The following is an 18,372-nucleotide window of genomic DNA, read 5'->3' as shown; positions in this document are numbered from 1 at the left end:
CTGCAATTCCACCAGAACAAGAGGATGAACGGTATCGTCAGCGACTTCTTCACAATTTGCAACGCAAAGCCCAGAAATTAGGTGCTAAGCTTATCTTAGAAACTCAGTCTGACTCTGCCTAAAATTCTAGTTTCTTAGAAGACAGTCACTATGATTCGGTCGCCTAGAGAGGGGCTGTGGATTGGTTTCGCAGCCCCAACCCCCCATGGCTCCCTGCCCACCCCATTGACTTGAGACCCATACTTTTGCAAGGGTTCTCAGAGATGTGTCCCTCAGTCAGATCCGGGGGACGCCAGCCCAGAAATTAGGTGCTAAGCTTATCTTTGAAAATCAAGTAGAAATTACTGGAGGATGCAATCATGCCGACACTTCGAATTCTGTATATAGAATGTATAACAACAGGTACAGGTCTTTTCTGGAAAGAGAATGATAAAGCGTTCTCGAAACTTCTAGGTAACATCTTGGACGCTCAGAATAGGTTGCTAGGAACGGCTGGAGCGATAACAGGGTTGATGCCTTTGAAGGTGCTGAAAGATGCAATAAACGTGGCGGGAGACGTATGGAAGGAGGTGACCGATCTGATTGACAGCTTCGGTCTTGACGGCTCAGATGATTTCTATATAAGTCTTTCTGACCAGGAGAGACAGCAGAAGGTATGGCCTTTACAAGAAGACTATTTTGAATTGGGTAATCAAACACCTCGAATCACTCTTGATCTACCAATTCCATACGATAGGACGATAACAGTTTATTTTTGGGAAAGAGATACTGGAAGTGACGATGATATTCTTGGTAGTCTCTCTGTGATTAGCCATGAGCTTGCAGGGAGAGGGGGTGAACCTGACACTGCTACAGGTATATTTGTGGGAAGCAAACAAGAAAATTCCTTGTATTACATCGTATTTTCGGGCGGTGTCGCCTTAAACAGCGATGGAAAACCGTCCCCATTAGGAACATCCGCTGCTGCTCTTTCTAAGATTGGCAGCTCTTCATCAGCTCTTCAAGTAGATCTGGCAGATTTATTATCGGTAACTGCCATCAGCGGAGTGCCCGGTGGGGTGACATTGTTTGCGATCAAGGGTGATCGAAAGGTGTGGAGCCAGTATTATGATCCCCGCGTTGAGAATCCAGCATGGTCAGGATGGTTTGAGTTAGGGGGTGGCGTTTCCCCAGAAACCACAAACGTGTCTGCCGTTAGCTCATTACCCGGCGCAGCCAGTCTCTTCGTTGTCGGTTTAGATGGCCGAATTTGGAGCAAGTTCTATGATCCCAGAATTGCAGATGCTAAATGGTCTGATTGGTTCCCCCTCGGAGATAACACATTTCCACCAACATCGGTGGTAACTGCCATCAGCGGAGTGCCCGGTGGGGTGACATTGTTTGTGGTCGGCCATGACCGAAAGGTATGGAGCCAGTATTACGATCCTCGCGTTGAAAACCCGGCGTGGTCAGGATGGTTCCCTCTTTAAACCTATTCTTACTGGTTCGGCTACTGGGATCTGTTTTAAAACATGCCCCAGAATTTTCATGCAAGCCTCTGGTTATTACTTGATAGAGGATTTGAACTTCTGACCTCCAAGGTACCGGAGGTGTCTTTTCTCTCCCTAATGGCTTGCAGACGCCGCTGGTGCTGAGTTTGAGGTTAATGGCAGCCCCTGAGCGCGGTTGTCAGCCCTCAGTGCGATCGCCATCGCCGTAGGGTGCGTTCCCTAATGTGGCTCCTACTGCTCCACCAAGAGATTTTGGGGAACGCACCATGCACATTTATTGAAGCCCACATTCCGCACCCTAAGTGTCACAACGTCTCAAAAGAGGAAGGGGCGTGAGCCAAAATACTTATCTAGAGGAGTGAGTTGGCGGCAAGCTGCCGGCAACTAAGCCGAAAATTTCAGAGTTCCCCCGGTCATTCTCAATAAACAGTGCTTGTTGAGAATTACTGGGCAATCAGACTTAACATCTAGCGGCGAGATGTTCGAGTAGTGCTTAAGTTTCATTACCCCTTGAAGTCAATCCATCTGGTCAAGATAAGAGATAATATTCCTGGCAAGGTTTGGGAAAGAATCTCAAAATGTTGCGCCTCTCATCCGTTAAGTTACTAATCTTTTGATTGTCTTGAATAGGTCGGAGATGAATCCCTTGAAAGTTCTGAAATATCCAGCGTAATGTTGGTCGGTCAGTTAACTTACCCAACTGATTTTTCAGTCCCGTCTCCTGCTGTTTTAAGTTCAGACGAACTTGTCTTTGACCAATAGTATAAACCAGCAGGCACAAGCCCATGAGCATGGCCATGACCTCAATTCTGTGGGGAGATTTGAGAAAGACACTGTGGGCAAAAAAGCAGGGGTCTTTGAGAAAAGAAAATCCTCTTTCCGGAGCTTGTTGCCCTTTATATTTTTTGAGTATATCCTCACTGCTCAATCGTTTTTTCTCCAATTTGTTAGTTGCTAAAACGAATCGTCCTGCTCGTTTCTTTAGCCTCTCAATGGCTGGCAAATTTAACTCTAATTCGGCTTGAACTTGATAGCTTTGAGAGGGTAAATCGTCTTTTGATTTGAGTTTTGACCCCTGGGACTCAGGCGGAATGAGATTGACTTTAATCTCCGTTAACTGATGATATTTTAAGGAGTCAGATAATCCCTTGAATATCGCCAACGCCACCGCTCTATTCTCAAATTCTCTTCGGGATAGTTGCCGGATTTTTTCTTGGGCAGAATTCTTTTCTTGCTCGATTTTTTTTCTAATTTTTTCAAGTCTGATTCTTGTCTAGCTTGACTTTCAACTAGCAACCATCTTTGTTCTATCCCCCCATAGTTAGAGCTTGTTTCCTGCCAGGAATAACCCGGTATTTCTGAATCGGTTAACTCTTTTTCTGAGATGCTATCGACTAACTTTTGAGCCTCTTTAATGCTGAAGGGGACTCGATACAACCAACGCATTTCTCTCATTAGTTTTAAATTCTCTTTGCTATAGAGGGCGCTATCGCCGATTATTAAACTGTCAAAGTAAACTTGTTTTTTAAATTCTCGGGCGATTTGACCAAAAACCGCTTTGTCCGCTTCATTTCCGTCACCTACTTTCAGGAATAAAGGTACATCTCCATCCCCACTTACGATTAAGTCAATCATAAATTGTTTTAAGTCAGGTCTTCGGTCGCGGGAGTATCCGTAGGTAATTTTTATTGGCTTTTGTCTGGTTTCAATTTCTTCTCCCACTGCTCCTGATTTCAGGATTTCTACTGTTGGGTATTCCTTTTTATATTCTCCTTCTACTGATAGAGAAGTCGAATCTAAATGGGAATTCTCGGTTGCTACACCAAATTTTTTCACGGCGGCTAAACTAATGAGTAGGAAAATGACCGAAACATTAAGTTGATAAAGTTTGTCCATTACTCGACCAATTTTATCATCATTTAATTGTTTGGGTTCGATGCCCTCTCCCAGCAGATGTTCGGTTGCTTTATCTTCAAAAAATTGAGGAAATAAATACAAGGCCCGGGAGACAAATCCCAATCCGTTCAGGATAATTGCTTTGACGACTTGCCCCGCTGTGACAATTTCTCCTCGCTCAATTGAGACTTGTTCGTTGATAATTTCAACGATTCCTATTTCATCGATAATTCCGGCTACTAATCCCAGATGGTCTAGATTTTTGACTTCAATTTCTGTTGATTGATTCCTGGTCGAACAGTCCACTCGCCTCAGTTTTCCAACAATTCCTATTTTTTCATAATTAGGGGTTTCAAGACCCCCCTAGCTGGTGCCGAGAAAACCTTCACCAGCTAAGTATTTTTACTCAAGTCTCTGGAGGGGGACAGCTTATGTGACAGTTGAGGGTGCGGAATGTGGGTAGTAAGTAGTCGTGCAAAATTAATTTCCTAGTGAAGATAGGCAATAGGCAATAGGCAAGAGCGGGGTTAGATATGTGTAATTAATTTTGCTGAGGTACTTAACTTTTTCTGGCAATTTATCCTGTAATTAAAACAGACAAAAGAGAGAAATAAATTCTCTCTTCTGCTCGTGAAAATTATGCCAATTTTTAGATAAACGAGGGGAATTTATTCTATTTGTAATTGGCTCTCGTGTCTTTAACCGCCGCCCAAAAAAATAGGGCTGTTAATGGTACACTTGCCGCTAGAATTAAGCCAGTGGTGGTATTGCCTAAATCCGGTTCTCCCGAACTAATTTCAAAGACACAACCCACACCAGCGATCGCTGTAACACAGGATAATAACAATAAAACGCCGCTTTTCGGGGTCATCTTCACTCCTCACCTAAATTAACTAATGCCTTTATTTTGTCACTTTCTCGACGGGTTTCACCGCTTGCACGGAAAAACCGTGTTTTTTTAATTCTTCATTGAGTGCCAAATCGTTATCTACTCTGTCCACGAACATGACACCATTAAGATGATCCATTTCGTGTTGAATTACCCGCGCTAGTAAACCGTTAGCTTGCAGTTTTCGCGGTTTCCCCTGTTCATCTTTATAACTCACTTCGATCGCTTGGGGACGGATGACATCTAAAAACACATCGGGAATACTCAAACAACCCTCTTCCGCTTTGCACAATTCCCGACTATAACCGATAATTTGGGGATTAATCAGAATTAAGGGCGTATTTTCGGGTTTATCGGGTTCACAATCGATGACAATCAATTGTTTATTGACTGCCACTTGCGGGGCTGCTAACCCGATACCATTGGCACTATACATAGTTTGCAGCATTTCTCTGGCTAATTGACGAATGCTGTCATCGACTTTAGCAATCCGCTTGGCCGGTTGACGCAGGACTCGATCGCCGAGATAATGCAGTTCTAAAGGGGGTTTTTCTAATTTGCGTTTTTCTACGGTAATAGTGGCGCTCATAAACTTAATTATCGATGGGATGCACAATTTTGATCTTAGTCACTGGCTCTGGGGGATTTCTCAGGAAAAGGGAGAAAAAAGCCGAGACTCTTCATAAAATTTTACACCGATCACAGACAGTTCGTCCATATCAGGGGGTGGGAAGTGGGGAGTGGGGAGATTTTTCAGTTATCAGTAAGCAGTAAACAGTAATCCGTGGGGGAGTGGGGAGAAGGGAGAAAAAAGCTGATTGTAACTGGCTACTTATTAGTAATTGGCATTCCTAGCCATTGGCTTAATTCCGCTGCTAACCATTCAATTTCGGGTTTACTCAGATATTCTTTTGTTTTACTGCTAATAGTATATTCTTTAGTCCCCACCCAAATAGTTAAAGCCATCGGTACATAAACTCGATCGCCATCACCATCTTTGGTATGATAACTATCAGCTTTCACCAGTTTATTAATATGTTCCCGTGCCATTTTCTTTTTGCCCGGAAGTGTCAAACCCCAAATTCGCTGAATGGCCACAATTTCTTCCCTATCAATAGTGATAATTTCCTCCCCTTTGAGACAATAAATAATCTGGTAAAGCATTCCTAAACCCGCATACCAAAAGGGCAAGGAAAAGAGCAGAAAAAACCAACTCATCCACAGAGGAATAGAAACGGTTCCTCCTGTCCATACTAATAAAAAAGCATTCCAAGCGATGGCAAAGGTTCCAAGATAAATTAATTTAGGGGTAAAACCTTCGGGAGGTAAAGATATTTTAATTTTCTCCTCGCTTTTTTGCAACTGTACCCGACTCCCTGCGGGTTTTTCAAGGTTGGAGGAAGTTAATTGCATTTCGTGGAGAGTATTTAAAGCTTGATTGGCTGTCTGTGCTGAAACAAACCTTTTTTCGAGACTAGGTTCAATTAACTGTCCTAACCAATGAACAAAAGCAGGGCTTAAATTGGCTAAATTATTTAATTGAATTTTGCCATCTTTTTGGGGTAAATCGGCGGGATGAATGCCTGTAGCTAGATAGATTAAAGTGGCTCCTAAACTGTATAAATCAGAAGCGGCAACGGTGCGACCACCGAATTGTTCTGGGGGCATATAACCGTAGGTTCCGACGATAGTTAAAGTGGCCTGTTCCTGTTGGGCAACAGTCTGGACAGAACCAAAATCAATTAAATAAACATTGCCGATACTATGACCCGATCGATCTTTTAATAAGATATTACTAGGTTTCAAATCCCGGTGGATAATTGGCGGGTTAAGTCCATGGAGATAAATTAAAATACCTAGGATAGATTTAGCTAATTCTTGCAGGTCTGATTCACTAAATTTGCGGCCATTTTCTATCTGTTCCTTGAGAGATTTAGCCTCGATATAACTCTGAACAAGGGCAAAACCTTGATAGGTATCGGTACGAACTTCAAAATAGTCGATATATTCGGGAATCGAGCGACAATCTAGATGTTTAAGAGTTTCGGCCTCCCGTTCAAAAAGTTTTAAATCTGTCCATTCAAAATCGGGACTGAAGATTAATAATTTGACGACAACAGTAGCGCCCGTTTTTAGATCTTGGGCGAGAAAAGTGCGTCTTCCAGTTTGTTTACCTAACTGATTTTGAATTTGGTATCGATCGCCTAAAATTTGCCCTGGCAGCATACAATATATTTCTAGGATAATCCTAATTATAGGTTAATCGAGAAATTTCTCAACTGCAAGTTAAGAAAACGGAAGTTTGACCGAATCATCAAAACTTCAACATCTCCCAGGATAACTGCGGCGAAATTCAATTGTATCACCCGTTTTTCGCTAATCTCTGGACTGGGGGAGGTATTTTTTCAGGTAAAAGAGAAAATAGGCATCAAAAAAAATTGACCTCTCTCGGCCTGGGGAATTTTAGTACAAATGTTCAGAATAGCAACTGCGGCGCTGCCATGTAGTCTGAAGGCGTAATTTAGACAGTCAACAGCTTAGGGGACAAGGGAGCAATCAGTTTAATTCCCATCGAGGTGGAGTTTCCTGATATAGTTTTAAAAGCAGTCGGTTCAAGACAAAAAGACATGGTTACTAGGGGCGAACGAGGAGTAGAAGTGAGGAAAAACGAGAGCTTTTCTCTGGCTTCCTATCTGGAGGAAAAGCGGTTGATTGTCGAGTCAGCTTTAGATAGCTCTTTAGTTATCGGCAATCCTGCCAAAATCTACGAGGCGATGCGCTATTCTCTCCTCGCTGGTGGCAAACGTCTGCGGCCGATTTTATGTCTGGCTACCTGTGAATTGATGGGGGGTTCCCTAGAGATGGCTTTACCCACCGCTTGCGCCCTAGAAATGATTCACACTATGTCATTAATTCATGACGATTTACCCGCCATGGATAACGATGATTACCGACGCGGGAAATTAACCAATCACAAGGTTTTTGGCGAAGATATCGCTATTTTAGCCGGGGATGGTCTCCTGGCCTACGCTTTCGAGTATGTGGCTACCCAGACTCTTAATGTACCTCCCCTACAGATTTTAGAGGTAATTGCCCGTTTAGGTCGCACGGTCGGGGCAGCGGGTTTGGTGGGAGGTCAGGTTTTAGACTTGGAATCCGAAGGAAAACCAGATATTTCGGCAGAAACTCTCGGTTTTATCCATACTCAGAAAACGGGGGCCTTGTTGGAGACTTCTGTGGTGTCGGGGGCGGTTTTAGCGGGGGCAAAAGGGGAAGATATAGCTAAATTAGCCCGTTATGCCCAAAATATTGGCTTGGCTTTCCAAATTATCGATGATGTTCTCGATATCACGGCGACAAAGGAGGAATTGGGCAAAACCGCCGGCAAGGATCTACAGGCACAAAAAGCCACCTATCCTAGTCTCTGGGGGATAGAAGGGTCCCGCCAGCAAGCTCAACATTTAATAGATAGTGCCATCAATGAATTGAGTAGCTACGATGAGGCTGCTGAACCTTTACGGGCCATCGCCGAGTATATTGTTAATCGTAAAAATTAAATTAAACGAATGAGATTATGCAGGACTTCGAGCAGGTGTTACACAATCAAATACTGCTAGTCTCTCTTTTAGCTTGTTTCACTGCCCAGGGACTAAAAGCGCTGATTGAGTTAATCCGCGATGGTAAGGTGAGTCTGCGCTATCTAGTCTCGTCGGGGGGAATGCCTAGCGCTCACTCGGCACTGGTGGGGGCCTTGGCTACTGGGGTAGGATTACAGATGGGTTGGTCTAGTGCCGAATTTGCAATCGCTGCGCTTTTTGCGGTTATTGTTATGTATGATGCGGCCGGAGTGCGTCAGGCAGCAGGAAAACAGGCCCGGATTCTCAATCAAATTATCGATGAAATGTTCCAGGAGGGCAAGGAATTTAACGAGGAACGTTTAAAGGAATTAATTGGTCATACTCCTTTTCAGGTGCTGGTCGGTTTAAGTTTGGGTATCGGTATCGCCATGGTGCTGCTCTGTCATTAATTGAGGTGTTTTCTGAGGTTGAGATAAACTAGATTTAATAACGGAAAATCCGGGGTAATCACTCATGTTACAATCCCTAAAAATTGAAGGCTTTCGCGGTTTTCAAAGTTTTGAGATGGCCAATCTTGGTCGAATTAATCTCTTAGTAGGTAAAAATAATAGCGGTAAAACTTCTATTTTAGAAGCAATTCAGTTTTTGTATGTCCAAAATAATCTGGATATATTTCTTGAAACTATTAGCTATAGAGGCGAGTTTAGTTGGTCAGAAAGTAATCGCACTAAAGTTTTTGAAATTTGTCATTTATTTCCTGGGCATGAAATCATCCCAAGTAAGGAAATTATTATCATTGGATCTAGGGAATCACATCAGGAAAGTGTTACTATTTCTGTTAAAAGTATTCCTATACAACTATCTCTATTTTCAGACAAAAATGATGATTTAAATAATGATAATATTTTCGACGATGAGGAATGGAATAAACTTCTTTTAAGTATTAGATGGAGTCAATCACAAAAACCTATTGAACTGGAACTTCTTGCCAACGGTACTCTTGCCAGAGATTCCATAAGAAGAATGGCTAGTTTAAGCAGAATTTCCCATAAAATAGGTATTGATAATAAAATTGAATTGAGGTTCTTAACACCATTTTCTCTAACAAGTTCTGATATGGCGGCACTTTTTGACAACATTGTTCTCTCTCCTTTAGAAGATTTAATTATTGAATCTTTGAAAATTATTGAGCCAAAAATTGAAAGAATAGCCAGTATTGGTTCTGGCAAGTATTCAACTGCAAATAACCTAGGTGTTAGAGGTGGGTTTTTAATCAAAATTAAAAATCATGATCAACCTATACCTATTGGCAGTTTAGGTGATGGATTTTGGCGAATGTTAGGATTAGTTTTAGCGATGGTTAATCTTGAAAATGGAATTTTATTAGTTGATGAAATTGATAGCGGATTGCACTTTACTGTCATGACTGATATGTGGAAAGTCGTCTGGGAAACCGCTAAAAAACTCAATATTCAGGTATTCGCCACCACTCACAGCCGGGATTGTTGGCAAAGTTTAGCCGAATTAATTACCGAAGAAAAAATTACCGATAACGAGATTACTATTCAAAGGATAGATAAGGAAAAAAGCCAATCTGTAATCTTTGATCCAGAAGAAATTGTTATTGCCGCTACAAGTAATCTTGAGGTGCGGTAACAATGCCTAAAATAGAGACAAAAAAGTTATTAGTGGAAGGTGCAGAGGAATTGAGAGTTATTCCCCAATTAATGGAAGCAAATGGAGTTACTTGGAATAGAGGGGAAGAGCCACTGAATATCATAAATTGTGATGGTGTTGAAAATTTACTAAAACCTAAATACATCTCTGCACAACTAAAAACTCCTAACGGACTAACTCATTTAGGAATTGTCATAGATGCAGACGAAGAACCTGATAATCGTTGGAAAAGTTTATATAATGCCTGTTTACCAAATATACCTAACTTACCTCAAAATTTACCAGCAGCGGGATTAATTATAACTCTAGAATCGGGTATAAAATTCGGTGTGTGGATGATGCCCGATAATCAATCGAGAGGGATGTTAGAGACTTTTTTAGCCTATTTAGTTCCCGATAATAATCTTTGGCAATATACACAAAACAAGGTGATAGAGGCAAAACAACAAGGGGCAACCTATAGAGATTATCATCTAGATAAGGCTAATATTCATACCTATTTAGCTTGGCAAGATCCGCCGGGGAAACAACTTCACGATGCAGTAAAACAAAGAATACTTAATCAATCCCATCCCCAATCAGCAAATTTTTTGAGATGGTTACAGGAGTTATACGAGATTTGAGAGAACTATGGCTCCAGATGGGAATGACAGCAACTATTGTAGTCAACCCAAGCAAGAGTAACCTTTGGGGTGGTTGGGTTTCGCTTAAACAAGCGACTTGAGGTATTTTCGACCCGCTATTGTTGCGCTCAACCCAACCTAGGAGGCGATGCGATCGCACTATATTACCCTCAAATAGAGCGATCGCAAGAAAATTTCCCAATAACACGACAATAAGTCTGTTATGCCGATTAGCACATTTTTTTATGAACCCTCCACCACTACCAGAGCAGCGATCATACTAATGTAAGAAGTAGATGATCTATCCCCAATTAAGTGCTAATCTGGCAGAGGATATTAGATCACCTAGACTTATCAACTTTAATGAATGAGTAGGGTGCGTTCCCCAAAATCGATCGGTGCAGTAGTAGAACTGACCTTAGGGAACGCACCCTACGGCTACGGCAATAGCGATCGCACTATTTTCTTTCACTAAAATCGGGTTTTAACAGGTCAAAAGCCTTATTTTGAAAGGGTTTTACCATTATTTAGCAAACCCTAGGTAGGCCATACAAAACGATTGCTGTTAGTCAGGAGGGAGGTTGAAAAGTAATCGTGTATCATGGTCTGGCGCCACTTTGAATGCCAAAGCAGACACTTCAAGATTGCCAGCGGCACTATATATCTTTGAAAAGCCCGCCTTTTGCAAGGCTTTCAACAACGATTTATGTGTAAAACCGGTCTTATGGGCAAAAAAGTCTTTTTTACTGCGCTCGATTTCAACGCTATAACCGTAAAGGACATCTAGAACCATAATTGGCCCTGCCGGTGATTGATACAGGACATCATCAATATCTAAACCCCTGTCAATTGTGATCCGCATCAGTTCCTGGATGTCCGGGACCCGAATATGTGCAAAACCGCCGTCCTTAAGTACGTGTAGGAACCCAGCTAGGACTCTCTGTACATCGTGTCGGTAGTAGTGTTCAAGGTTATGTGAGCAGTAAACAGCGTCAAACTGACCACTTTCAAGGGTGGTAAGATTACGCGCATCGCACACAATATCTGGTGAACCTTTCGGGTCAATATCGAGCAGCAAGTGTTCAAATTCTGAATATTGGGGCGGAAGCGGAATCGCCTTGCTGTTGCCACCTACGTTTAGAACTTTTTTCATCTCTCGCCTTTGTTGGTAAACCTAACTGAGGATTATACGGAAAGTTTCCCTGTATCACATCAAATACACATTAAAAAAAATCTTTCCGTATATTAATAGAGCGATCGCAAAAAACTTTCCCCATAACACGACAATAAGCCTTTTATGGGGAAATTCAACTAAAACCCTAAAACCCAATACCCAACCGCCAAAACCTAAAGCTCAACAGTTAAACCCTAACAGCTAACGCACCGATTGAGCGCTCAATCATTATCATAGAGACAGTAACAAATATTTATGAAACTTCATGCTTATTAATCGCCTTGGCATCGATCGCGGGAAAAAATTCCTTAAAGAGAGTATCTTGTTCGGAAATGACCCTAATCCCGAATTAATTGGCATTTTAGGGGTTTATTTCGTGCAGGGCATTCTCGGACTCTCCCGATTAGCGGTTAGCTTCTTTTTAAAAGACGATTTGGCCTTGAGTCCCTCCCAGATGGGGGCATTAATCGGAGTGGCGGCGATTCCTTGGGTGATTAAACCAGCTTTTGGCTTTCTTTCGGATGGTTTGCCTATTTTCGGCTATCGTCGTCGGCCCTACCTCATTTTATCGGGAATTCTTGGGGTTTTAGCTTGGTTGGCCCTAGCCACTGTGGTGGAGAATGCTTGGCAAGCGACGGCGGCGATCCTGCTTGGTTCCCTTTCTGTCACCATTAGTGATGTCATCGTCGATTCTTTGGTAGTAGAAAGGGCCCGCAGAGAGTCCTTCACTCAATCCGGTTCTCTACAGTCCTTAACTTGGGGAATATCGGCGTTAGGCGGCTTAATTACGGCTTATCTCGGTGGTTGGTTACTGGCACACCTCGGCACTCGTCCTGTCTTCGCTCTCACCGCTATTTTTCCCCTGATTGCCTCAGCCATGGCGTTTTTAATTACAGAGGAAAAAATCAAGAATAACAATGATGCACAATCAACGCCCAAAGTCAAGGAGCAAATCGGGCAATTATGGTCAGCAATTAGACAAAAATCAATTTTATTACCTACTGCCTTTATTTTTCTCTGGCAGGCTACTCCTAGCGCCGATTCTGCCTTTTTTTACTTCACCACCAACGAGTTAGGATTTGAACCAGAATTTTTAGGACGAGTGCGCTTAGTCACCAGTTTAGCCTCGATCCTGGGTATCTGGGTATATCAACGGTTTTTAAAAGCGATTTCCTTTCGTTTAATTTTGGGTTGGAGTACGGTGATTTCTGCACTTTTAGGGATGACTACCCTAATCTTAGTTACCCATACTAATCGAGCGCTCGGTATTGACGATCATTGGTTTAGTTTGGGGGATAGTCTCATCCTCACCGTCATGGGACAAATTGCCTTTTTACCCGTCCTAATTTTATCGGCCCGTCTTTGTCCCGTGGGCATTGAAGCATCTCTATTCGCTTTATTAATGTCTATCTGGAATATGTCAGGATTAGTTTCCCAAGAAATCGGAGCTTTATTAACCCATTGGTTGGGAGTCACCGAAACTAATTTTGATAACCTTTGGTTATTGGTAGTGATTACTAATCTCTCTACTCTCCTACCTTTACCCCTAATTAAATGGCTACCTTCTACGGATCCGCAATCTCAGGAAGTCAAGAAAACTTTTCCCCCTGCAGAAGTCTTTGAACATCATGTTACTGGTTCTTTAGCTGAACCCGGTTTTATTCCTGAACTTGTCCCCGAATTAATCGAGACAAGAGATTGACAGTTCAGAAAAGGGGTTTCTCAAAGAAACCCCTTTTCTATGGCATTCATCTTGCTTAATTGAGAACAGTTTTTAACTTTTCCAAGACAGAATTGTTTAACGTAATTTTTCCCATTCTTCTCTACTAATATTTGCTTGTTGTAAAATTTTAGCCAGCAAGCTTTTACTGATATCTCCTTGATGTGGATTAGGAATCCAGATTTTTAATTTTCCCTGCACCATATATTGATGATTTCCTCCTACCAGAGGACCAGAAAATCCCAGCTTTCTCAACTGGCGAATTAACTCTTTCCTTTTGATGGGGGCAAAAGGTGGCATCAGGCGATTTTTTGTTGAGGGGTTAGATTGATACCGTCAACAATCGGTAACTGATGCTGTAAGCGTAGTCCTAAAATAACCCAGCCTTCCAAAACTTCCTGTAACTGTTCCTTAGTAGCTTCGAGAGTTGTTTCATTAGCATATACTCCCTCAAATCCCGGAATTTCTCCATAAAAAGTACCGTCTTCTAGAACTTCATAGGTTGCCAGTTCCATTGCTTGTTTTAGATATTTTGTTAGCATCATTGACAGGAATAAAGCTCGGTGATTGTCTCGAAGATTGTCGATTTGATGATCAGTTGTTTTGACTCTGGCGATAATTTTGCCATTTTTCTCAGCTTACCATACTGGCCAATCTACTGATTCCAGTCTAGCGCGAGTTAGCAATCCCTAGCGATCGCCCTAAGTCCAGAAAACGGGTTTCTCAAAGAAACCCGTTTTCTCAGTTGATGAAATAAGCTAAAATCGAATCAACTCGTTGCCCTCGCCTTATGTTTTCTATCCAAACTACCTACACTCAAGCTCAAGAAAATTTAGCGAGCCTTCTGGATCGATTGGAAAGCGAGAATAGTATGGCGATTATTACTCGCCCTGGTCATAAAGATATGGCACTATTAAGCGCAGAGGAATTAACTGGCTTATTAGAAACCGTTTATCTTTTGCGATCACCTGCGAATGCTCGAAAGTTATTGGCAGCACTGGAACGTTCAATGGAGAGGGACGTTAAAACAATACCGGGACAGACAGTTACAGAACTTTGTCAGGAGTTAGGAATTGAACGCCAAGAGTAGGGCAATTGTCTTTGACAGTTAATTTCGAGAAGATTTAAGATGGTGGTACAAAACAGATAAAAAAATCGCCTTTCGCCTACTCAATCTCGTAGAATCTGTCACCGCCGATCCCTTTACTGGGATAGGCAAACCAGAACCCATAAAGTATCTTGAAGCTAATAGTTGGTCACGCCGAATTACCACAGAACACCGTCTAGTCTATCGAGTCAAAGATGACCGCATTGAGTTTTTAGCAGCACGATATCACTATACTTAAACAGCTTATGTATTCCAGAAAACGGGTTTCTCAAAGAAACCCGTTTTCTATGGCAATTAAGCTTTATCACTGCCTTGCTTTGGCTTTAACTGGCGTTTAACCAATGCACCCAAGCCTAACAGTCCCAACGCCAAAACGGTAGTAGGTTCGGGAACTTGCTGTACTTGAACGTTCTGTCCTGTTACGATTAAGGGAAGAGAAAGCCCTTGAGCCGGATTACCCTCGCTGATGGTAATCCAATCACCTGGGGCAGCCGAGGTGTTAAACTGCCGTGCATTTCCAGTTAGAGTTACGGGATTTCCCCCTGAAGTTGTCATTAGAAAAGGAGTAAAAGCAGTTGTACCTCCTGTGGGTGACAGCCCCGTTAGTTGGTAGTCTGCCCAGTAAGTGCCTGGCGCGAGAGTAAGACCAGAACCACTGAAATTGGCGGCAATGTTCATCACCGGGCGTTGGGCATTGTCTAACACGCCATTAAAAGTGCGGTAAACGCCAGTCCAGTTAGTAGATAGTAGAGTTGTGGACGAACCGAGAATATTACTTCCGGCAAGACCGGGGGCATTGTCCCAAATATTAACTGAGATGCCAGTAAAAGGTGAAGTGGGGGGAAACCCATAACCGGTTGATGTCATGTAAGCCATCACCGATACCGTATCGATTGCCCACAGTCCTGCATCAGAAATGGTAAAGCTTTGTGCCAAGCGGAAATCACTGGTTGCAGTCTGCCCCGCTCTATTCACAGTAGCAGAGGCTTGACTGACATCTGAGCCGTTGAATCCTGCACCTGGGTTGGTGACGATATTTGTCTGGCTAAATAGAGTAGTTGCCTGTGCGGGCAAGCTAACTACCGTTCCGAGGGTGACAGCAGTGGCCATGCCGATTGTTGTCCCGAGAAAATCTGAGACAGGCTTTAAGGAACAGGAGCGGCTTAAGAATGAGCTTTTTTGAGTAGCCATCGGTTTATTCGGGTAAATTATGTGAAAAAGCCTATCAACCCCCCCGATTTTGTCAAATATCGCTGTTTTCATCGATTTTATAGGGTTTTATCTCTGTTTTTCGTCAAATCTTCTGGGTCAAGAGGGGGTGAGGTGCGATCGCTGGTGGAAGATAGGGTTTGGGATATTTGTAATGTTTGATACAAATCTCTCGATCATCTGTTCTTAAGATTAAGGCTGGTGTTGCTCATTGATCGGAAAAGAGGCCGGCGCAAGCAGATAAAAACCGCAGAGAAGCTTGTGCCGTGGGATCAAAATTATTAAGCGGAGAATAGCCTCTGACCGGAATTCAACATCAAAATCAGTAGGAAACTTGTCATCGCCTAAGTAAAGTAACCCTTCATCCACGACACAACAAAATAGGAAAAATACTTATGAGTTATGGAACGCGTGTTCAAGCTATCTCTCAAGTAACGGATCGTAAACCCCTACCTAGCAAAATTCCTCAGCGTTTAGAGGCCCTGTGGGCAACCGATGTTTTTACCCTGAGCAAAATGCAGGCCAGTCTTCCCAAAGATGTATTCAAATCGGTCAAAAACACGATTTTAACCGGGGGAAAATTAGACGTTTCCATCGCCAGTGCGGTAGCGGCTGCGATGAAGGATTGGTCCACGTCCAAAGGGGCGCTGTACTATGCTCATGTCTTCTATCCGATGACCAACGCCACCGCCGAAAAACACGATGGTTTTATCTCCGTGCAGAGCGACGGTTCAGTGATCACAGAATTTACGGGCAAAGTCTTAGTACAGGGGGAACCGGATGGGTCCTCCTTTCCTAACGGCGGCCTTCGCTCCACTTTTGAAGCGCGGGGTTACACCGCTTGGGATGTCACCAGTCCGGCCTACGTCATGGAGACGGATAATGGTGTCACCCTGTGTATCCCCACGGTTTTCATCTCTTGGACAGGAGAGGCCCTCGACAAAAAAACGCCGCTTTTACGCTCGATTTCATCGATGAGTAAAGCCGCCACCAGGGTGCTTAAACTATTAGGACATACGGAAGTCGTCCCCGTTAACTCCAGCTGCGGCGCTGAACAGGAATATTTCCTAGTCGATGCTCATTTTGCCCATAGTCGCCCCGATTTATTGCTCACCGGTCGCACCCTATTTGGTAAACCCGCCGCTAAGGGTCAACAGTTCGACGATCATTATTTTGGCGCGATTCCCGAACGGGTTCAGGTGTTTATGCAGGAAGTAGAGGAAAGAATGTATCGCCTCGGCATTCCGGCCAAAACCCGCCATAATGAAGTCGCCCCCGGACAGTTCGAGATTGCGCCCTTTTTCGAGGCTGCTAACGTGGCCAGTGACCATCAGCAGTTAATTATGACTTTGCTGAAAAGTACGGCTAAAAAACACGGTTTTGTTTGCCTACTGCACGAAAAACCCTTTGCGGGAATTAATGGTTCGGGAAAACACGTTAACTGGTCTGTCGGCAACGCCACCCAGGGCAATTTGTTGGATCCGGGCGATACTCCCCACGCTAATATGCAGTTTTTGTTATTCTGTGGGGCGGTGATTCGTGGTGTTCACAAGTACGGGCCGCTTTTACGCGCAGTGGTGGCTACCGCCAGCAATGATCACCGTTTGGGGGCAAATGAAGCTCCTCCCGCCATTATTTCCGTATATTTGGGCAGCCAGTTAGAAAAGGTATTCGACCAAATTAGCCAAGGACAAATTGAGGGTTCTGATGCCCCGGGATTGATGGATCTCGGTGTCGATACCCTGCCGGTATTCCCCAAGGATCCTGGCGATCGCAATCGTACCTCTCCTTTTGCTTTTACGGGCAATCGCTTTGAATTCCGCGCTGTGGGTTCTAATCAGTCAGTTTCCGGGCCGCTGGTGGCGATGAACACGATTCTAGCCGATTCCCTGACTTGGGTGGCGGATAACCTAGAAAGCCGGATGAAAGCTGGGGAAGACCTCAATACTGCTGCCCAGGGTGTTCTCAAGGAGATCATGGACAAACACAGAAATGTGATCTTCGGAGGTAACGGATATTCCCCGGAATGGCACAAAATGGCGGTAGAAGAGCGCGGTTTAGCTAATCTCCGCACCACTGCCGATGCTTTACCCGTGCTGAGGGCCGATTATATTGAAGAACTGTTTACCCGCATGGGTGTGCTTACCCCCGTTGAACTGGAAAGTCGTTTTGATGTCTATGCAGAACAGTATTTGCTGGCCATCGAAGTGGAGGCGAAACTGGTGGTGAGTATGGCTAAAACGATTATTTATCCGGCTGCTGTTCGCTACTTGTCGGAATTGTCCTCGGCGATCTCTAACGCGGCGGCGATCGGCATCGAGATCAATAAGGAAAGCGCCCAAACCGTCTCGAATCTGATTAAGTTAATGATGGATAGCGTTGCCAAACTGAGTGAGGCCATTGCTAAACACGATTTTGACTCGATCGAGGAACATATGCAGCATTCCGCTCAAACGATCCGTCCCTTGATGGATAAGGTGCGCGAATATGCTGACACGCTGGAAGGAGAAGTGGCCGACAATTTCTGGCCCCTACCTACCTATCAAGAAATGTTGTTTGTTAAATAACATGACGACAAGGAGGGGGTAAATGGGCTGAAAAAATGATTGGCCACCCCCTTCTTTTTATCTCTGGTAGTTTTAAGTTATGTTAAGAAAAGTAGTGCGAAACGTTTAGGCATGAAATAGGGAGCCAAATGCCAAAAATAACCGCCTAGTAAGGTCTTCAGTCCCCTGACTGAATCTAAGAGGTCAACCTAGACCAGCCTTATAACTGTTTATATGTCCCGACGTTTAGTATCACTCGATACCAAACTAGGCAAAGGGACTCAAGGTCAAAACACTCTGTAACAATTATTCACAAATTGTTACAAAGGTGAGAGTAACGGCGATAGCCACCCCCAGATTCAGAAATCACAATTCTGGGACTGAAGCGGGGAACGGAAGGCTCCGAGGTGTAACCTAACACCAGAATCGAGACCACTGCCAACCATCCATGATTAGGCGTGA

General features: G+C 43.6%; 15 protein-coding genes and 2 pseudogenes. 9 read left to right on the top strand and 8 right to left on the bottom strand.

From position 1 onward, the window contains the following. Positions 1-359 precede the first annotated feature (359 nt). A complete protein-coding gene (locus tag O9323_RS07695; protein WP_288124908.1) occupies positions 360-1,469 on the top strand; it encodes a DUF8189 domain-containing protein in 1,110 nt (369 codons plus the stop codon). Positions 1,470-2,019: 550 nt separating this feature from the next. On the opposite strand, the pseudogene O9323_RS07690 reads toward O9323_RS07695, so the two are convergent. The 4 genes and pseudogenes from O9323_RS07690 to O9323_RS07675 all read right to left on the bottom strand — a co-directional run bounded on the left by O9323_RS07690 (position 2,020) and on the right by O9323_RS07675 (position 6,501). Next, positions 2,020-3,692: pseudogene (locus O9323_RS07690) on the bottom strand (IS1634 family transposase). Between the two features lie 367 nt (positions 3,693-4,059). Further along, positions 4,060-4,257, bottom strand: coding sequence for a hypothetical protein (locus tag O9323_RS07685; RefSeq protein ID WP_002753472.1), 198 nt, complete (start codon positions 4,255-4,257; stop codon positions 4,060-4,062). Between the two features lie 31 nt (positions 4,258-4,288). Further along, positions 4,289-4,864, bottom strand: coding sequence for a peptide deformylase (gene def, locus O9323_RS07680; protein ID WP_110580238.1), 576 nt, complete (start codon positions 4,862-4,864; stop codon positions 4,289-4,291). A 239-nt stretch (positions 4,865-5,103) separates the two neighbouring features. After that, positions 5,104-6,501: a serine/threonine protein kinase gene (locus O9323_RS07675; protein ID WP_149107920.1), complete on the bottom strand. Its 1,398-nt coding sequence runs from the start codon at positions 6,499-6,501 to the stop codon at positions 5,104-5,106. A gap of 401 nt (positions 6,502-6,902) precedes the next feature. Here O9323_RS07675 and crtE point away from each other — a divergent pair, with 401 nt between their 5' ends. The 4 genes from crtE to O9323_RS07655 all read left to right on the top strand — a co-directional run bounded on the left by crtE (position 6,903) and on the right by O9323_RS07655 (position 10,153). Then, positions 6,903-7,832: a geranylgeranyl diphosphate synthase CrtE gene (gene crtE / locus O9323_RS07670; RefSeq protein WP_002753468.1), complete on the top strand. Its 930-nt coding sequence runs from the start codon at positions 6,903-6,905 to the stop codon at positions 7,830-7,832. A gap of 17 nt (positions 7,833-7,849) precedes the next feature. Next, entirely contained in the window at positions 7,850-8,302 is a 453-nt protein-coding gene (locus tag O9323_RS07665; RefSeq protein ID WP_002748827.1) for a divergent PAP2 family protein, read from the top strand. A gap of 64 nt (positions 8,303-8,366) precedes the next feature. Continuing rightward, the gene (locus tag O9323_RS07660; protein WP_288124907.1) at positions 8,367-9,509 is read left to right on the top strand and encodes an AAA family ATPase; all 1,143 of its coding nucleotides are present in this window, start codon (positions 8,367-8,369) and stop codon (positions 9,507-9,509) included. 2 nt (positions 9,510-9,511) lie between these two features. Then, positions 9,512-10,153 (top strand): DUF3226 domain-containing protein, encoded by a 642-nt coding sequence (locus O9323_RS07655; protein WP_024970652.1) that lies wholly within the window; start codon positions 9,512-9,514, stop codon positions 10,151-10,153. A 565-nt stretch (positions 10,154-10,718) separates the two neighbouring features. On the opposite strand, the gene O9323_RS07650 is transcribed toward O9323_RS07655, so the two are convergent. Beyond that, a complete protein-coding gene (locus O9323_RS07650; protein ID WP_002753461.1) occupies positions 10,719-11,306 on the bottom strand; it encodes a class I SAM-dependent methyltransferase in 588 nt (195 codons plus the stop codon). 286 nt (positions 11,307-11,592) lie between these two features. On the opposite strand from O9323_RS07650, the gene O9323_RS07645 reads away from it, so the two are divergent. Beyond that, complete coding sequence (locus O9323_RS07645) at positions 11,593-13,029, top strand: folate/biopterin family MFS transporter (RefSeq protein ID WP_002753459.1); 1,437 nt, start codon at positions 11,593-11,595, stop codon at positions 13,027-13,029. Positions 13,030-13,125: 96 nt separating this feature from the next. Here the strand turns inward: O9323_RS07645 and O9323_RS07640 are convergent, their stop codons facing one another. Beyond that, positions 13,126-13,347: a type II toxin-antitoxin system HicA family toxin gene (locus O9323_RS07640; RefSeq protein ID WP_002732388.1), complete on the bottom strand. Its 222-nt coding sequence runs from the start codon at positions 13,345-13,347 to the stop codon at positions 13,126-13,128. Continuing rightward, complete coding sequence (locus O9323_RS07635; RefSeq protein ID WP_002753457.1) at positions 13,347-13,592, bottom strand: type II toxin-antitoxin system HicB family antitoxin; 246 nt, start codon at positions 13,590-13,592, stop codon at positions 13,347-13,349. Before O9323_RS07635 ends, O9323_RS07640 begins: the two co-directional genes overlap by 1 nt. Positions 13,593-13,837: 245 nt before the next feature. Here O9323_RS07635 and O9323_RS07630 point away from each other — a divergent pair, with 245 nt between their 5' ends. Next, entirely contained in the window at positions 13,838-14,137 is a 300-nt protein-coding gene (locus tag O9323_RS07630; RefSeq protein WP_002753456.1) for a type II toxin-antitoxin system Phd/YefM family antitoxin, read from the top strand. Next, positions 14,121-14,393, top strand: a pseudogene (locus tag O9323_RS07625) (Txe/YoeB family addiction module toxin). The gene O9323_RS07630 and the pseudogene O9323_RS07625 overlap by 17 nt, the downstream one beginning before the upstream one ends. A gap of 56 nt (positions 14,394-14,449) precedes the next feature. Here the strand turns inward: O9323_RS07625 and O9323_RS07620 are convergent. Next, entirely contained in the window at positions 14,450-15,418 is a 969-nt protein-coding gene (locus O9323_RS07620; protein ID WP_288124906.1) for a PEP-CTERM sorting domain-containing protein, read from the bottom strand. 341 nt (positions 15,419-15,759) lie between these two features. On the opposite strand from O9323_RS07620, the gene O9323_RS07615 reads away from it, so the two are divergent. Further along, entirely contained in the window at positions 15,760-17,931 is a 2,172-nt protein-coding gene (locus O9323_RS07615; RefSeq protein ID WP_288124905.1) for a glutamine synthetase III family protein, read from the top strand. The last annotated feature ends 441 nt before the right edge of the window (positions 17,932-18,372 follow it).

It is taken from the genome of Microcystis sp. LE19-131.1A, from assembly GCF_027532015.1.
In the GTDB taxonomy this organism is placed as follows: Bacteria; Cyanobacteriota; Cyanobacteriia; order Cyanobacteriales; family Microcystaceae; genus Microcystis; species Microcystis ichthyoblabe_A.
The sequence above is the reverse complement of the archived record's forward strand: the minus strand, read 5'-3'. Positions and strand labels throughout refer to the sequence as shown.

Bases quoted from the DNA above. Each gene is read 5' to 3' on its own strand.
- O9323_RS07695 (WP_288124908.1), top strand. From the start codon at position 360: ATGCCGACACTTCGAATTCTGTATATAGAATGTATAACAACAGGTACA.
- O9323_RS07655 (WP_024970652.1), top strand. From the start codon at position 9,512: ATGCCTAAAATAGAGACAAAAAAGTTATTAGTGGAAGGTGCAGAGGAA.
- crtE (WP_002753468.1), top strand. From the start codon at position 6,903: ATGGTTACTAGGGGCGAACGAGGAGTAGAAGTGAGGAAAAACGAGAGC.
- O9323_RS07630 (WP_002753456.1), top strand. From the start codon at position 13,838: ATGTTTTCTATCCAAACTACCTACACTCAAGCTCAAGAAAATTTAGCG.
- O9323_RS07650 (WP_002753461.1), bottom strand. From the start codon at position 11,306: ATGAAAAAAGTTCTAAACGTAGGTGGCAACAGCAAGGCGATTCCGCTT.
- O9323_RS07620 (WP_288124906.1), bottom strand. From the start codon at position 15,418: ATGAAAACAGCGATATTTGACAAAATCGGGGGGGTTGATAGGCTTTTT.
- def (WP_110580238.1), bottom strand. From the start codon at position 4,864: ATGAGCGCCACTATTACCGTAGAAAAACGCAAATTAGAAAAACCCCCT.
- O9323_RS07635 (WP_002753457.1), bottom strand. From the start codon at position 13,592: ATGATGCTAACAAAATATCTAAAACAAGCAATGGAACTGGCAACCTAT.
- O9323_RS07660 (WP_288124907.1), top strand. From the start codon at position 8,367: ATGTTACAATCCCTAAAAATTGAAGGCTTTCGCGGTTTTCAAAGTTTT.
- O9323_RS07685 (WP_002753472.1), bottom strand. From the start codon at position 4,257: ATGACCCCGAAAAGCGGCGTTTTATTGTTATTATCCTGTGTTACAGCG.
- O9323_RS07615 (WP_288124905.1), top strand. From the start codon at position 15,760: ATGAGTTATGGAACGCGTGTTCAAGCTATCTCTCAAGTAACGGATCGT.
- O9323_RS07675 (WP_149107920.1), bottom strand. From the start codon at position 6,501: ATGCTGCCAGGGCAAATTTTAGGCGATCGATACCAAATTCAAAATCAG.
- O9323_RS07645 (WP_002753459.1), top strand. From the start codon at position 11,593: ATGCTTATTAATCGCCTTGGCATCGATCGCGGGAAAAAATTCCTTAAA.
- O9323_RS07665 (WP_002748827.1), top strand. From the start codon at position 7,850: ATGCAGGACTTCGAGCAGGTGTTACACAATCAAATACTGCTAGTCTCT.
- O9323_RS07640 (WP_002732388.1), bottom strand. From the start codon at position 13,347: ATGCCACCTTTTGCCCCCATCAAAAGGAAAGAGTTAATTCGCCAGTTG.